12 protein-coding genes are annotated in these 16,646 nt (G+C 52.7%); 3 read left to right on the top strand and 9 right to left on the bottom strand.

Annotation, left to right across the window (positions count from 1 at the left end):
• Window positions 1-82: 82 nt before the first annotated feature.
• Complete coding sequence (locus J4P41_RS11685) at window positions 83-829, bottom strand: hypothetical protein (RefSeq protein ID WP_426067260.1); 747 nt, start codon at window positions 827-829, stop codon at window positions 83-85.
• Window positions 830-1,028: 199 nt separating this feature from the next.
• Complete coding sequence (locus J4P41_RS11680; protein ID WP_010504529.1) at window positions 1,029-1,298, bottom strand: HU family DNA-binding protein; 270 nt, start codon at window positions 1,296-1,298, stop codon at window positions 1,029-1,031.
• Between the two features lie 167 nt (window positions 1,299-1,465).
• Here J4P41_RS11680 and J4P41_RS11675 point away from each other — a divergent pair, with 167 nt between their 5' ends.
• Window positions 1,466-2,365 carry a rhamnan synthesis F family protein gene (locus tag J4P41_RS11675; protein ID WP_426067259.1) on the top strand — a complete coding sequence of 300 codons (900 nt, stop codon included), beginning with the start codon at window positions 1,466-1,468 and terminating at the stop codon, window positions 2,363-2,365.
• Here the strand turns inward: J4P41_RS11675 and J4P41_RS11670 are convergent, their stop codons facing one another.
• Together J4P41_RS11670 and J4P41_RS11665 are read right to left on the bottom strand one after the other, a co-directional pair.
• Window positions 2,366-5,146 (bottom strand): glycosyltransferase, encoded by a 2,781-nt coding sequence (locus tag J4P41_RS11670; RefSeq protein ID WP_426067258.1) that lies wholly within the window; start codon window positions 5,144-5,146, stop codon window positions 2,366-2,368.
• 103 nt (window positions 5,147-5,249) lie between these two features.
• Window positions 5,250-6,605: a beta strand repeat-containing protein gene (locus tag J4P41_RS11665; RefSeq protein WP_426067257.1), complete on the bottom strand. Its 1,356-nt coding sequence runs from the start codon at window positions 6,603-6,605 to the stop codon at window positions 5,250-5,252.
• Between the two features lie 1,289 nt (window positions 6,606-7,894).
• Between J4P41_RS11665 and J4P41_RS11660 the strand changes: the two genes are divergently transcribed.
• Complete coding sequence (locus J4P41_RS11660; protein ID WP_426067256.1) at window positions 7,895-10,102, top strand: glycosyltransferase; 2,208 nt, start codon at window positions 7,895-7,897, stop codon at window positions 10,100-10,102.
• 96 nt (window positions 10,103-10,198) lie between these two features.
• Here the strand turns inward: J4P41_RS11660 and J4P41_RS11655 are convergent, their stop codons facing one another.
• Window positions 10,199-11,590 (bottom strand): NAD-dependent succinate-semialdehyde dehydrogenase, encoded by a 1,392-nt coding sequence (locus tag J4P41_RS11655; protein WP_034880844.1) that lies wholly within the window; start codon window positions 11,588-11,590, stop codon window positions 10,199-10,201.
• A gap of 92 nt (window positions 11,591-11,682) precedes the next feature.
• The gene (locus J4P41_RS11650) at window positions 11,683-13,701 is read right to left on the bottom strand and encodes an NAD(+) synthase (RefSeq protein ID WP_426067255.1); all 2,019 of its coding nucleotides are present in this window, start codon (window positions 13,699-13,701) and stop codon (window positions 11,683-11,685) included.
• Between the two features lie 167 nt (window positions 13,702-13,868).
• Between J4P41_RS11650 and J4P41_RS11645 the strand changes: the two genes are divergently transcribed.
• A complete protein-coding gene (locus J4P41_RS11645; RefSeq protein ID WP_426067254.1) occupies window positions 13,869-14,042 on the top strand; it encodes a DUF1328 domain-containing protein in 174 nt (57 codons plus the stop codon).
• A gap of 5 nt (window positions 14,043-14,047) precedes the next feature.
• Here the strand turns inward: J4P41_RS11645 and J4P41_RS11640 are convergent, their stop codons facing one another.
• Genes J4P41_RS11640 through otsB form a run of 3 tightly spaced genes read right to left on the bottom strand, consistent with a single transcriptional unit; the run spans window position 14,048 to window position 16,607 of the window.
• Complete coding sequence (locus J4P41_RS11640) at window positions 14,048-14,563, bottom strand: disulfide bond formation protein B (RefSeq protein WP_426067253.1); 516 nt, start codon at window positions 14,561-14,563, stop codon at window positions 14,048-14,050.
• A complete protein-coding gene (locus tag J4P41_RS11635) occupies window positions 14,560-15,897 on the bottom strand; it encodes an alpha,alpha-trehalose-phosphate synthase (UDP-forming) (RefSeq protein ID WP_426067251.1) in 1,338 nt (445 codons plus the stop codon). The genes J4P41_RS11640 and J4P41_RS11635 overlap by 4 nt, the downstream gene beginning before the upstream one ends.
• Window positions 15,885-16,607 carry a trehalose-phosphatase gene (gene otsB, locus J4P41_RS11630; RefSeq protein ID WP_010504513.1) on the bottom strand — a complete coding sequence of 241 codons (723 nt, stop codon included), beginning with the start codon at window positions 16,605-16,607 and terminating at the stop codon, window positions 15,885-15,887. The genes J4P41_RS11635 and otsB overlap by 13 nt, the downstream gene beginning before the upstream one ends.
• Window positions 16,608-16,646 lie beyond the last annotated feature (39 nt).

The raw sequence follows: 16,646 nt of genomic DNA, 5'->3' as shown, positions 1-16,646 counted from the left end.
ACCGGGCCAGCCGCTCTTCAACATCAAAGAAACCAGGCTGCTTCATCTGCCATCATCCCCAATCAACGCAGGAGAGATGGAATCACAGAGGAACCCTCAAATCCAGAAGGTTTTTCGAACCCTCCATTTTTGATTTTATTTCTTCGTTTGAAATATATGTATTTACTGGCCTCTTGGTTATAGATTCAACTATTCCCTTATCTCCAGTTTTATTTGAAAACGTATCTCTTGTTTGGTACCAATAAAATATTTCTTTCGTATATGTTTGTTTTGTCGGTATTTTCTGTTGTGCAATCCAATTTTCACCTCGTCTTGATATTAGGTTGGCTTCGGATTGGTTTATGTTGATATTTATAGTCCCATTTCCTGATGCATGGAAAATCATATTTCCACCAACATCTTGAGAAATAGGCTCAACCATATCTATAAGATTTTTTACTGTAGATGTTGTTGTATTTTTCGGCGGCTCCTTACTTTTCCCCAGAAAAAACGAAGTTAGACCTTTAATATTTTTGAAAAATTCTAACCCATGATTAATTTTGTCAGCATCATCGAAAAATCCACCGCTAATTACACTATTAAACAGGTCAACAATTATCGACCCTTTTCGTATTTCTCTTATTCTTATCTCAGGAAAATTATCTGGAGAAAATTTATAGTTTTTTCTAATATAGCTATGATATTCGTCTGCCAGAGCGCCAATACTGTCAGAAAATTTTTTTAGCTCAATCGGTTCATTGGGGTCGTACGTAACGAGCATTTGCTCTTTACTGGATAAAACCGTCTGCACTGTTAAAGCCTCTATGCATAATTTTTTATAACTATGCATGACATCTTATTGCCTTTCTAGGACAATATTTTGTTCTTCTTTGGTTCTTTTAGGTAAGATTACCGTCCCAAAAACACCGAATTTTGGGACATTCTTTGATGCCCTGCACATTATCCCTGTACCCCATCAAGACCTAACGCAGAGAAATAAGTACTGACCCCAAAAACCAGTACTCACCTCTCCAAAAAACACCACTTTCCTACAAATTCTGCTTCAATCCCGGACTGGCCTTGAACCGAACCGTCCTTCCCGACGGAACTGAAACTGGCTCACCAGTTCGGGGGTTCGTCGCCTGTCGGGCCTTCGTCTCACACACAGTGAAAGTGCCAAAAGACGGAATGGTGAAGCCACCTTCGCGCTTCAACTCGTCAATAATCGCTTCTACAAGATCATTCGCGGCCCGTTGCGCGGCAACGCCTGTACAGTCAATGGAGTCCTGAAGAACTGCGGCGAGAAATGCTTTACTCATGGATGCATCATTCTCCTCTGCTTCGATTTTCTCTCAGGCTGCATCCCAAAACACCCAGAAACTTCTGCTGCCATCAATAGAACATTCCTCAGTATTTCTTACAATGCTACCAAGGAACAATGATATAATCGTCGCAATCGCCCCAGCGTTCCATCCGTAGGACTTCCATGTCGCATTCTGTCTGTCTTTTTGCCTATCACGATCCTGCAGGAACCCTGGCTCCCCACACTCGCCACCTTCTCAACCAGATTGCGGACTGTGGGTTCGAGATCCATGTTGCAGTTTCCAGCCTCTCACCGCAGGACCATCAAGGGCTGGAAAACTTGAAGCGCAGCTTCACATCTGGACCCAACCCCGTAAAAGCCGAACTTTATCCCCGAGAAAATGCCGGTCTTGATTTTGGCTCCTGGCAAGAGCTTCTCAAACAACACTGCGACGAAGGCGCTGACGAAATCCTGTTCGCCAATGACAGCGTTTTCGGTCCCATGGCCCCCCTCTCGCCCATCGTAACCCGCATGCGTGCGAAACAGCACCCAATCTGGGGCATGGTCCGCTCCGAAGCCATCAACCGTCATCTTCAGTCATGGTTTCTGGTCATGTCCCGACAGGCATTCGAGCACCCCGCTATCCAGAGGGTCTTTCGCCAACCGTTTTGCGAAATGAGCAAACCGGAAATCGTTCTTCACGGTGAGTTGGGCCTCGGCTTGGCCATGCAGGCTGCAGAAATGGATATGGCGGCTTCATGGAGCGGCACACGCGGCATAGCACGCCTCCTCGCGATCAACCCCATGCATACGGATTGGCGGGCCGTCCTGCGTTCAGGAAAAGCTCCCTTCATCAAAACCGAATTATTGAGAGACAACCCCAGCGGAATACCGTCCGTACATCTCTGGCGTCAGGAAATTCCTGATCCCGCCTTTTTCAATCCGGACTGGATCGCCCAATACCTGGCCAATCACCCGCCACGCGCCCAATACAAAAAAGCAGGTTTCCGCGCGCGATTGGTACAGGCGATTGCCAGCGAGGACCGGCTACACGCTTTGCCGGCCCTGCTGCTCGGTCGATAATCAGTTCTTTCGCTTGGCCACCCCTTCAAGGAAGCCAAGCAGTTCTTCCGTCTGCGCTTCATATGTCGCCAGACGATCTTTGAACGGATTTACATACCCATCAAACTTACCCGGCTGATCCAGAAGAGCCTCAACCGCAGCTGCCAGCGTTTCCGCGCGACCATCAATCGGCAGGTATGTGCCATTTACACCATCTACGACATCTTCTGACTGCCCACCCGGCGCAGTGGTTACAACCCAGACATCCCGGGACAAAGCCTCACGCACCGTCAGGCCATAACTCTCTTTCCACTGTGACGGGAACAGCAGCACATCAATCTGGTCATAAAAGTCATCAAGGCCACTTTGACTGAATGCCGGTATGATTTCCAAATGCCCCTTGACCGACCAGTCTCGCGGATGGATCGACCTGAAACCAAGATTAAGCTTGTTATCAACCAGAACAAGCTCCCAGTCCGAACGCTCCAAAGACTCCATACATTTCTTGAGTTGCGGATAGCCCTTCACAGCCTCCGTTCCCCCTACAAACCCGAACCGGACGGGCGAACCCGGAAGACGCGGCGTCCTAGGACGTTCCGGCCATCGGAAACCATTCCGGTTCACCACAATACGATCCGGATCAACACCATTCGCCAGATAAAGCTGACGATGAGCCTCTGACGGACTAATCAACAAAGCCGCCTCTGACAAAGCCTGATGCATCAGGAACCACCGGTCCGTCAGATGACGGGCATGTGGCACGCACATCTGACAAACCTGTTGGTCTATGGTCGTCTGAAAACAGTAACGTCCGTCCCCACGAACCATGAACTGTCGATCACACAGCCACCAGGCGTCATGAAGCGTCAGCACATAAGGAACGCCGCGCTCCTGACACACCCGCAACATGGCCGTACCCAACCCCTGCGCAGCATGAACATGCACAACATCCGGCTGGTAGGCATCAAGCCAGTCTGCAAACTGCTCTGCCATATGCGGGTTATCCATCGAGCCGATAACATCGTTCCCGTCTGGAATCATTGCGGCAAGAACATCAGACCCATTAGCGACATAGCGGATATTTCCTGACAGCCGCCCGTCAAGATGGGGCCGGGACGTCAATATCCCAACCTCTACACCACTCTTGCGCAAGCGCAGCGCTAGTTCCTCAACAACGATTGTCGCACCACCAAAAGACCGTGGCGCGTAATAAACATTCGTCATAAGGACGCGCAACGACTTGCGCTCAGGCACTACCGGCAAACCAAACAGTGCTTTACCCTGTGTCACAGCCATGGATTCAGGCGCATAACGCTCTATGACATCCTGCCAGGCCCGAGCTGCCAACCGATTACGAAGCGCTTTATCCCGCGCAAGCTTTAGGAAGCCACTCTTCCACTCGTCAGAGGTAACCGCCAAAAGCCCATTTTCCTCATGACGCATGACTGCAAGAAACGCATCACGAGGTGAGCAAAGAGCAGCAACCCGCACCACGGCTGCTTCAAGAAACTTGATGTTACTTTTACAATCATTGAAAAGCGTAGGCTCTAACGGAGCAATCGCAATATCCGTCTGCGCCAGAGCCGCAAGATAATCGCGATAGGACAGTTCCGTGAGGCGCTCAATCCGATCCCCAAACCGGTCAAAGTCCTTCGAAAGTTTGAGTTGCCCTATAACACGCAGACACAAACGCGGCTCTTCATCCAGAGCAGCAATCAGCCCCGCTTCAGCCTGCCGGAAATCCTCATCATGCGTGTTGGTACCCGACCCGTAAGACACCCACACACGATCATCAACAGCGTCTCCACGAAGCGGCAAAGACGCTGCAATCTCCAGTGTCTCGCGATCAAGGGCGTTTTCAACAATATCAACATGCTTCAACCCGGCATCTCGCATCGCCTGGGCCAGAGCCCGCGTAGATGCAATGCCTTGCCCACACGCCAGCATACAACGCTTGAACAAAACCACACCGGACATGAGCAGATCCTGCTCGGACTTGGGCAGACTACTGATATTACCGTTCTGCAAATATTCTTCTGCATCAAAAATCAGATCATCGACTTCCCAACGCGGCTGAAGACGCAGACGATGCGCTTCCTTCACAAGCTTCATGACATCATCAAAGCCCGGCACCCGGTAAAAGATAACCTGCGTACAAATCTGTAGAGCAGACATGGCAACATTGATGTCGCGCCAGTCAACAACTTCCACTGTCCATCCAAGACGCTCAAGAAGATCGCGCTTTTGCCAGACACGGTATTTCGCACACTGACGAAGAGACACCTCTGCAATGATAAGAATACGAGGAGCCAGAGACACCGCCGTCTTATCCAGAGGATCACTATAAACGGACAGCGGCGAAACCGGCTTTCCAGTCCCACTTGAAAGAGAGGGCTGCCCCGGCACCGAAGACGGCTTCTGTCCCTGAGAAGAAACCTTCACTTTCTGCTTCAGCCGTATCCGGGCAGGAAATCGTTTCTCAACCGCCTTACCAATCGCCTTGACGCCACCTTCCTCCCAGAGAGCGGAAAGTCTCTCCGGCAACTCCTTGAGAGGACGTCCAGAGGGAAGTCTTCCCAGACTGAGCGAACGTACAGCCCTAAGCGGCTTAGTGACACGCCAGGACAAAGAACGATGAATCAAAGAAATCTGATGCCGCAGATGGGCGCTCTCGCCCTGCAAACCATCGGCACGCATCCCGTTTAACCGAGAAGAGCTACGATAGCTTTCCAAAAGAACTTTCTGTGAGTCCTCTTCGACTTCAGCAGGAAGAAGCGTTACATCTTGAGTCGGCAGGTTCATCAGACAAAAAGCTCAGGTCTAGAAACGATTAAATACAAATAAAAAAGCTGGGCTCTTTCGAACCCAGCTCTCTTTATAGATGTTAGCAAGCTAACAAACCAGATCAGCTCAGAGTAAAGTCCGAAGCCTTCAGATCCGTGACACCAACGAAGGTGATCTTGGAACCGTCATTCAGAGCAATGGTGGTGTTACCACCAGCCACAGTCGCTGCGCTCAGAACGTTCTGCAGACCATCGTTATTCTGCAGGCCATACCGATACAGAGCCACCAGGTTACCAGCAGCGCTACCGAAGTCGGTAATCGTATAGTCACCGCCAGCCAGGCCACCGTTCAGAGCGAACAGATTGGAACCGCCCGAACCACCCGTGAAGGTTGCATTGCCGGAGCCAGCAACAAGCGTGTCTGCGCCCGTGCCACCAATGATCGTCGTGTTGCCGCCGTTGGATGCAAACGCTTCCAGAACGCCGTGTGAAGACGCAGCAGAAATCGTTTCGTCACCACCGGTGCCTACGAACAGGCTGTAACCGGATGTGCCATCGAACTGAACATTCAGGCCAGATGCACCGAACAGGGTTGCATTGCCTGCCGTGATGGTCGTGTTACCCGTACCATTGAGGAAGGACAACGAACCATCAACGCTGATCGTGTTACCCGTACCCCGGATCTGCTGAAGGTCGCCTGCAGCAGAAATGGTGTCGTTAAGACCACCAGAAACAGTGGCACTGGCACCAGTCGTGAAGTACGTGCTGGAGCTACCGCCCGTGATGAAGCTGTTGTTACCAACGGTTACACTGTTGGAGCCTGTCGTGTCATAAACCGTTGCATTTGCATGCAGGTTAACAACCGAGCTGCCACCAAGCAGGGTAACGGTGTCGGTACCGTTGCTGCCATCAATCGTGTCCTGACCTTCAGAACGGACAACGTTCGTGCCACTACCCAGATAGATCAGGTTATTACCCGTTCCACCATCAATGGTATTGTTACCGTTAGAGCCGAGAATCGTGTCGTTTCCAGAACCCGTAACGATGTTCCAGCTACCCGTCTTACCCGCTCCGAGGAAGAAGTTGTTTCCAACGCTACTGACGACCGAGCCGCTCTGATTGCCAGCAACAACAGAAACACCATCCCATGCGCCCGTGAGCAGGCTAACGGAAGATGCCGTGTTCTTGCTGAGGTCGATCGCTACGGAGCCAGTCAGCGTATCCTGCGCGGCATAGCTGCCTGCAGCGATATACTGGACGTCGCCATTAATGCTGTAGCTGCCGCTCTGGGTAATGACACCCTGAGAAACACCCGCAGAGAATGAACTGTTGCTTCCTGGAACCAGATCGTAACTCGTCAGACCGCTCACACCTGAGATAGCAGACGAATACTGATTGGCCAGAGCTTGGGCCTGTGCACCATCGACCGTGACCGCAAGGATCTGGCCGGAGGCGCCAACCACGGTAGTGATTGCCATTACCATGCACTCCTAAACAAAGATTGCCTCGCACTGGCGGCCCTCAGACCACCCAAATGATCGAGTGACGAGTCTTGCATATATCAAAGCCGCCTCCCAAAAAGCAATCAGGATTCTGCCTTGGTCCCCGCACGACTCTACCCACGTTCATCGGGCAACACACAGACCCGCAAACAGTGCTTCTTTCCCACTCAGCCACCTAAGCTGCAGAATGAGCCGGGGCAGGAATGCCCCACATCACAAGATTGCATTTTACCAAAGGTTGCAATGGTTATATAAAATTTACCGAGCTTCTTTGTTGCAAAAATTTTAATACTCCATAAAAAACAGAGTATTGTGAACTATTTTTCAATTTTTTGCTTCACATCTCTCTGTGAAATTGTTCCAGAATCCTTAAGCTGCACACCGTGATTGATCATTCATCCAGCATGTTTCCCGCTCACCAAGATCAGATTCTGGCCGAACTGGCGCTCTTTCTCTCAGTAGAATCACCGAGGGCAGCCAATAACGCGTCTGCGTATAATGAACAGGCCATACGCTTTCTGTGTTGGCTGGTCACTTTAGAAAAAAATGCCCGCTCGAATCAGCCGTTCATATTTCTATCCACTGAATTAGACAGAAATATTGGTCTGAATCTCCAAGAATTTCAAAAAAATTTCATCCCAGAGCTAAGAAATATCTTCACGACCACACAAAAAACTGGAATTTCTCTTTTTTGTCATTACGCTCACGAGGCTGTTCCAGATCAAAATTCTGCAAGCACTCTGCTTGTAGGCCCAAAATTCAATACAGAAAAAGATTTCATATTTCTTTCAGACTGCTTGGATGTTCGAATTTCCTCTCAGAATACCACCCTGTCTTTTCTAAATGAGATATCTGAACCTGCGCACCAGTTCCGTCAAAAATTACGCCAGCTTCTCGCCCACGATCTGGAAGGACGTCGGGCCCGCGATAAACTCGTTACCGCAATTACTGCCCTTCACAGTGCAGAAGAAATCACACGTTCTCTTCGAATCGATACACGCGCCTCAACACAAAATATTTCTACCCAAGCCTCTATTATTCAGTCTCTTTCTGAAAAATCTCACCTTCTCCAAGCTGAAAACATTATTATTCATGCCAAATTAAATAATATTCAAAAGAAGCTTGATAATATCAAATATGAACTTCACATTTCCTCTCTCAGACGAGAAGAAATCGAACAATCTTACATAGACGCTCAACAGGCCTGTGCGGCATTCAGTACAAAACTCACACTAAGCCATCAGGCGCTGGAAGCTCTGAGAGAGTTGCTCTATCACCCCACACCTGTCTGGCGCAGGCTACTGAGAGCTCTACGGACACCTTTCATCCCTTACGTACCCACACTCCCCGAACCACCCATCCTACGAGATATTCCCACACACCCAACATTTTTCCCGTCTGAACCCACATCAGCTGATGCAGAAACACCTTCCGTAGATCTCACTCTGCCCTCTAACGAAGACATTCCCTCTCGTTCAGCGACAACACGTGTCCTCTTTGTTGCAGGCGAAGCCAACATACCGGGCGTGATTTATCGCTGCTACCGAAACGCCGAAGCCGCACGCCACGCCGGTTTCGAAGCTCGCGTTCAGGATTGCGCAAACGTCAGCTACGATGACATCTGCTGGGCAGACGTCATGATACTCTGGCGGGTAGAATACAGTGGGCATGTCAGCACAATGCTTGATCTGGCCCAGCAGCAGAACGTCAAAACCATCTTCGACGCCGACGACATCGTTTTTGTCCCTCACTATGCCCGCATAGATCTGATTGATGGTATCCGGTCGATCGGAACAACTGAGGAAAGAATTGAACACTTCTTTACGGATGTTCGCCGAACCTTGATGCGCTGTGATCAGGGGTCAGCCACAACCCGGGAACTCGCCCACGCGATGCACAAATTGCGGCCGGTGGTACACATTCTTCCCAATACCTATGACAAAAACACTCTGCGCCGCTCCCGTCTGAATCGTCGCCTTCAAGAGGGACTTCACCTTTCCGCAGCAGGCGACACCCTCATTCGCATCGGATACGCTACAGGCACCAGAACACATCAGCGTGATTTTGCCGTAGCCGCCCCCTCTATCGCATATGTTCTGTCACAGCGCCCAAACGTCAGACTGGTTTTGTTTCGGGAGAAAGACAGTCAGTCCCCCATGCTCCTTCTGGAAGAGTTTCCAGAATTCCAGAACCTGAGCAGCCAGATCGAATGGCGGGAAACAGTTCCTCTCCCAGATATTCCCGATGAATTCGGACGGTTTGATATTTCTATTGCCCCCCTCGAAATCGGGAATGTCTTTTGCGAAGCAAAAAGTGAGATCAAGTTTCTGGAGGCCTCCCTCTCAGGAAGCGCCTCCGTCGTATCTCCAACAGGCCCATTCAAACAGCTGGTGCGTCACGGCATAACAGGCTTTCTTGCCGAAACACCTGCCGACTGGACTACCGCACTTCTTGCGCTGGTCGATAACCCAGAACTACGACAGCGCATGGCGCGCGATGCCTATCATGACGTGCTGTGGCCTTTCAGCCCGGAGGCACAGGCGCGCCGCATGAAACTTGCCATTTCCTCCCTGCAGGGAGACGAAGAGGCTGCCGAAGCGGGCGAACTGCTTCTTTCCCGCAAACATCTGCAACCTCGCGCTCTACCCGTTATCCCAGAGCACGAAACACTTTTCCATCACGACGTTTTTGGAGAAGCTGACGTCACCGTCGTCATCACATCCTACAACTACAACAACTACATTCTGGATGCCTTGGATTCTGTCTCCGCTCAGACACTTTCTCAACTTGATCTGATTGTGGTTGATGACGGCTCAACAGACGGCTCCGTAGACCTGATACGTCTCTGGATGGAGCGAAATGTAACACGCTTCAACAGACTGATCCTGAAGCGCTCTCTCCGCAATGCCGGACTGGGAGGAGCACGAAACATTGGAATGGATACCGCAGAGACAGATTGCGTCATGCAACTGGATGCAGACAATCTTCTGCGTCCGGATGCCTGCGAAACGCTTCACGCCGCCATGGCATTCGGAATCGCTTACGCTTATCCCATTATCCAATGCTTCAACGAAAATGGGCCACTCCTACTTAGCCCTCAGGACGTCTCGCCAGGCAGAGGCCCTTTTGCAGTCCTTGGCGACCTTCCCTTCAATCCGCTTTCGCTCGTCTCGGGAAACCGCGTGGATGCAATGGCAATGATTGCAAAATGGGCCTGGACTGCCGCTGGCGGCTATTATGTTTCACGTGAAGCCATGGGATGGGAAGACTTTGATCTCTGGTGCACTTTAGCCGAACTTGGCCTGCCTGGCCGTCAGGTTCCAGTCATTCTGGCCGACTACCGCCAGCACACTCATTCCATGACAAATCTCTCTACGGAGCAGGCCGCTCATAAGACACGCGTCGTCAGCTACGTCAAATCGCGTCACCCATGGATTAATTTGACGGCAGAGGCCCCAGAACAACGCCTCTAAACACTTTCCCAATGACAATAAAAAACCCCGGACAGATAATCTGTCCGGGGTTTTTCTCTGGTTGAACGGCCAGAGTTTCCCCTGACCATCACAACCTCAGAATGGAGCGTCGATATCAACAACGTCGATCAGCTTGTGATTGACGAATTCCTTGATCCCCAGACCGATCAGTTCACGACCGTAGCCAGAACGGGCCACACCACCGAACGGCAGATCAGCCTTCACCATCGTCGGGTGGTTCACATAAACCATGCCCGTATAGATCTTCTCAGCAACCTTCACGCCACGAGCCGTATCCTTCGTGAAGACAGAGCCACCCAGACCAAACGGGGAGTCATTGGCAACACGGATCGCCTCAGCCTCATCCTTGACGCGATAGAGCTGGGTAACCGGACCGAAGAACTCCCAGTGACGGGCTTCATTGTCACCATGCAGGTTCGTCATCAGAAGCGGCTGGAAGAATGCCCCCTTCTCCGGAACCGGCGCACCGATCACTTCGACAACAGCACCATGCTTCTTGGCTTCTTCAACCTGAGCCTTCAGATCATCAGCAGCCTTCTGGGAAGACAGTGGAGCCAGCGTCGTGGACGGATCCATCGGATCGCCAGCCTTCAGCTTGGCAACCTCAGCCTTGTAGATCTCAAGAAACTGGTCGTAGATCGAATCCACAACAATCAGACGCTTGGACGACACGCAAACCTGACCGGCGTTCCAGTGACGACCAAAAGCGGCCCACTTGGCAGCCTTCTCAACGTCGGCATCTTCCAGAACCACGAAAGCATCAGCACCGCCGAGTTCCATTGTGGCCTTCTTCAGAGCCTTACCAGCCGTGCTGGCAACAATGGCGCCAGCTCCTTCAGAACCCGTCAGAGCAACACCACAAACACGCGGATCATTCAGGATGACTTCCGTGTGATGGCGAGCCGCATACAGATTCTTGAACGCACCCTTTGGCAGGCCAGCTTCAACCATCAGGTCGTCGAAGATCGCCGCACACTGCGGAACGTTGGAAGCATGCTTCAGCAGAACCGTGTTACCGGCAGAAAGCTGCGGCGCGATGATGCGGGCGATCTGGTAATATGGGAAGTTCCAGGGCTCGATCGCAAAAACGATACCCTGCGGCTGATGGATCAGGATGGCTTCGCCTTCCTTCGGATCAGCAACCGGCAGCTTCTCCGGCTTCAGAAGCTCTTCAGCATTCTTGGCATAGTATTCGAAGATCTCAGCGGAGAGGATCGTCTCCAGCTTGGCTTCTTCATAAAGCTTGCCCATTTCGAGGGTCAGAAGCTTGGCATATTTATCAATATCGCGGCGCAGGATCGCACCAGCAGCACTCATGACCTTGGCGCGGTCTGCAAAAGATACATCGCGCCAGCTTTTGAAAGCCTCATACGCGTCGGTGATTGCCTGCTGGACTTCCTGATCGGTCGCTTCCGGGAAAGTCTTGAGCGTTTCACCCGTATAAGGATTGGTCGTAGCGTAAGCCATGACGGACAAATCTCCGTTAGATAAAATGGTGTTCCACATATTGGCATGAAAGCCACGGTACGGAACCCCCAACCCCCGAAAAGTTTGAAAGTTCACATAGCCGTGTTCTGTTTTAGCTCTTTTAGCCAGGATCGTGCGTTACCATCCGATGGAGCTCGCCAGTCCCCACGCGGCGAAAGAGAGCCTCCAGCAACGATTTTTGGCCCATTTGGCATAGCTGAACGCTTGAACTGACTGGTCCCAAAAAACCGGAGAATAAACACTTCAAGCCAGTGACAGATCTCCGCCAGATCATAAGAAATCCGCCGATCTTCCGGATAATGCGCAGGCCAGGAGCCCGTCGTAACATCTCCCCACGCCTTTTCGGCCAGAAATGCGATACGGGACGGGCGAAAACCATATCTCAGGACATAAAACAGTGTGAAATCCTGAAGGGCATAGGGGCCAATCCTCTGCTCCGTACTCTGAATACCCTGCCCCGTATCCGGCACCAGCTCTGGCGAAATTTCAGCGCTGACGATCTTCTCCAGAACTTCAGCGGTGCCAGCCCCCAACTCGCCTTCCCGCACCAACCATCGGATAACATGCTGAATCAGCGTCTTCGGCATTCCGGCATTAACATTGTAATGGGACATCTGATCTCCCACGCCATATGTGCACCAACCCAACGCTAGCTCGGACAGATCGCCCGTACCGATCACAATCCCATTGCGGTGATTAGCCAGCCTGAACAGGAAATCGGTTCGCAACCCTGCCTGAACATTTTCAAACGTAATGTCATGAATCGGTTTCCCCTCTGCATACGGGTGACCAATCCCCTCCAGCATGGTCTCCGCAGCCGGTCGGATATCCAGTTCATTGGACTCCACGCCCAGCGCATCCATCAAAGCATGCGCCAACCCACGACTTTCAGTGCCCGTCGCAAACCCCGGCATTGTGTAAGCCAACACATGCGTTCGGGGCCAACCGAGTTCATCTGCAGCCCTCGCAGCAACCAGAAGAGCCAGCGTACTATCCAACCCCCCCGAAACACCGATAACGGCCCGTTGCGCTCCGCTGGCTTTCAACCTCTGGCACAGTGCGCTGACCTGAATGGTCCAGGCCTCATAACAATCCCGAGCAAGCGTTTTCACGTCGGACGGCACGAACGGAAAACGAGGGACGTCCCGCTTCAACCCAAGATCCTCAACGGGCGCTCCCAGTTCGAAACCAATCGTGCGAATGCTTTCACATCCCACCCCGAATTGCCCGGTCCGCAAACGCTCCTGCCGCAACAAATCCAGATCAACATCCGCAACGACAAGCCGTTCTCCCTGAGGGAAACGGTCTGACTGCGCCAGAAGGTGCCCATTTTCATGGATGGAGACCTGCCCATCCCAGGCAAGATCCGTCGTGGATTCCCCTTCTCCAGCCGCCGCATACACATAAGCCGTCAGCGTCCGCATAGACTGCGCCTGACACAGCAGCGATCGATCATCCGTCCGTCCGATCGTCACCGGCGACGCAGACGGGTTCAGAATGACGCTCGCACCGGCCTGTGCCAGACGACCACTCGGCGGATTGGCCACCCACAGATCCTCACAGATCTCAACACCCAATGTCAGTCCGGCCTGATCTTCCGCTGCAAACAGAAGATCAGCCCCAAACGGCACTTCCGTCCCACCAATCCGGATACTACCCGTCGTCCCCAATCCCGACGTAAACTGGCGCGGCTCATAAAACTCCCGATACCGGGGCAAATAGGATTTTGGAACAACACCAAGAATACGCCCGCGATGCAGAACAGCCGCACAGTTATAGAGCAGATCCCCGCGACACAGCGGCACGCCCACAACAGCGACACTCATGAGAGACGCCGTTTGCTCCGCGAACCAGATCAGGGCTGACCGCGCCTCCTCCAACACCACATCCTGGAACCGGAGATCATCAAGCGTGTACCCGGTCAGCCCAAGCTCTGGAAAAACAACAGCAGCAACCCGCTGACGGTCACAGTCTCTTAAAACATCCAGAACCCGCTCTGCGTTGACCTGCGCCTCGGCCAATGAAACAGGCAACGTACAGGCTGCAATCCGCGCAAAGCCCTGATGATAGAGAGAGCGGAATCCGGTCATGTTGCATCTTTCGGGACAGAAAAGCCTGGGAGGCAGATCATGTATTGAGTGCCGTTGTCATGAAAGCGCCGTTGCGAAATTGAACCGGAATGACATTGCGCCGTTCTGCATTCCTCATCCCCCGTTCCTCCGATGGACGGAACATCATGACACAGGAGACATTACCCATGGATCTTCTTCGCTGGACAATTGTCTTCCTCATCCTCGCGCTCTGCGCCGCCATCCTGGGCTTCGGAGGAATTTCGGCAGATTTCGCCTATATCGGCAAGATCCTGTTCTTCATCTTCCTCGTTCTGCTGGTTATCAGCCTGATCTTCGGCCGAGGTCGCCCGAGATTCTGAAGACTTCAGCCTCGGGACCGAAACAACCGTACGGTTCCGAGGCTACCCAGCACAAAAACGGCAAGAGCATACAGCCCCCCCAGTTCCGTCATGGAAACAGGAAGGCCGAACAGATAATCCGGGGAATCACAAGGCTTGTTCGGACGCGATGGCATGGACGCCATCCAGTCTTTGAAGCTTCCCCCATGGAAAACCGGCGCACGACATTCAGGAGCCGGACTCGGCCAGAATTTGTGTTCCACACCAGCATGCAAAACCGCCAAACCAATACTGACCGCCACACACACCAGCCCGGCCAACACCGAATAGCGCGCATAACGCCGCGGCACGGCAAGCGTCAGAACCCCAATCGCAATCAGAACGCGCCATGGCCGACGCTCCCAAAGGCAAAGCTCACAGGGCGCAAGCAAAAGCCTGTGCTCTGCAAACCATGCGGTCCCCAACGCAGCCAGACCCGCCAGAACGAACAACCCTCCCAGAATCCTAGTCATATCGGGCTGTTTCGTTCCAGTCAGAGTCATGGTCGGGAAGCCTCCAGGCTATCAAGAAACTGTTTGGCCCAGCTTCCCGCCGTATTGCGGGACACTTCGCCATAGAGCGCGGACCATGCCTCATGACGGGTCTCCACGTCCATGGTCAGTGCCGCATGAAGCGCATCTGCCATCCCCTCGGCATCCAGCGGGTTTACCTGCAACGCTTCTGGCATTTCAGGCGCAGCTCCCGCAAAACGAGACAGCACAAGAACACCAGGATCCTTGGAATCCTGCGCCGCCACAAACTCCTTGGCGACCAGATTCATGCCATCACGAAGCGGCGTAATGTATCCCACATCCGACACCCGATAGAGCCCCGCCAGAACATTCCGGCAAATCGGCCAGGTCGTATACCGGATCGGAACCCAGTCCGGCGTACCATAAGCGCCGTTGATGGTGCCCACCAGACCATCCAGCTCTTCCTTGAGCAGCCGATAACTTTCGACTCCCGTACGCGAAACAGGGGTAATCTGAAGAAACGTGACCTTTCCACGATACTCCGGATAATTCTTCAACAGCATTTCATAGCCACGCATCCGCTCCGGAAGCCCCTTGGAATAATCCAGACGGTCCACACCGATAATCAGACGCTTGCCAACAAGACTGTCGACAATCTGTTCGACCTCTTCTGCTGCGGCACTCTCAATCGCCTGCTGCCTGAACCGGATCGGATCAATCCCGATCGGCACAGCCTCAACATCTGCTGTCAGACCTGACGCCTCAAAACACCCCCGCAAATTCTGAGCATCCTCAGGCGTCTGAACCCCAATCTTGTCACACCCCGCAAGCCCTTCCAGCAATCTCTTCAACTGCGGAAGAAGACGCGCCACACTCCAGGGCGGAAACGGAATGTGCAGAAAAAAACCAATCCGCCCCGTAACGCCACGATCTCTCAACATCTGCCCCAGCGGAAAAAGATGATAATCGTGAATCCAGATCGTATCGTCTTCTTTAAGAAGAGGCACAAGACGATCAGCAAATACGGCATTGGCTTCGTAATACGCCTCACAATCCTCACGCGTATAACGCATGAGCTGTGTTCGGTAATGACAGAGCGGCCAGAGAACACCATTCGAGAAGTTCAGATAGAACCGGTCATACTGCCGTGGCGTCATGTCGAATGTGGCGTACGTCACATTCCCCACGCGCTCTTCCGTAACAGGATGCTCCAGCGCGTCGTCATCCTGTTCACCAGACCACCCGAACCACAAACTGTCGCGTGTCTGAACAGCATCATACAGCCCGACAGTCAGCCCCCCGGCAGGCTGCGTCCGCTCTCCGGGCGCTGGTGTACGATTGGAAACAACAATCAGGCGCCCCATCCATGTCCCTCCGACAAATCATGCAGCCACCGGCGGAATGTGGCTGCATCAGGAAAATCATCAGGAATAAGCCAGCCATCCCCCCCCATCTGGCGGGCAGCCCTCACTCCATCCATGTCTGTAACGTCGTCACCGACAAAGAGTGGCAACCGGCCCTGAAAAGGATTTTCAGCCATCAGTTCACGGACTGCTCCGCCCTTATCCACCCCCAACGGACGCAACTCGATGGCCATGTGCGCATCCTGAAGCCGAAAACCATTCGGCTCAGCCGCCCAATCACCAACCAGAGACCGAAAGGCCGGTTCCGCATCCTGATTCTGCCGATAATGCAGAACCATCCCTGCTCTTTTGCGCTCAACACTGGCACCTGGATATCGCGCCACAATGTCTTCCGCTCCGCCCAGCCAGTCCGCTGGTACAGCAGGCAGAACCCGATGATCAACATCGTGCATCGGTGACTTGCGCATAGCGACACCATGTTCACCTGCAACAGCATACGGAATTCCGGGAAGAAAATGATCGATCTGCGCAATCGGCCGCCCTGTCACGATCGCCAGAGCCCCACCCAGAAGATCTTTCAGCCGAAGCAGATCTTCCGTCAAACCAGCAGGAACAATAACGCTTTCAGGTGTCGGAGCGATATCAACAAGCGTTCCATCGAAGTCCAGCAGCAGCGCTGCCTTGGAAGGCGGAAAAGGAACCTGGATCATGAGTCAGTTATCTCTTTCCAGTGTCAGGATTATCCCCGC

The organism is Gluconobacter sp. NFX36 (assembly GCF_049887835.1).
GTDB classification, from domain to species: Bacteria; Pseudomonadota; Alphaproteobacteria; order Acetobacterales; family Acetobacteraceae; genus Gluconobacter; species Gluconobacter japonicus_A.
The sequence above is the reverse complement of the archived record's forward strand: the minus strand, read 5'-3'. Positions and strand labels throughout refer to the sequence as shown.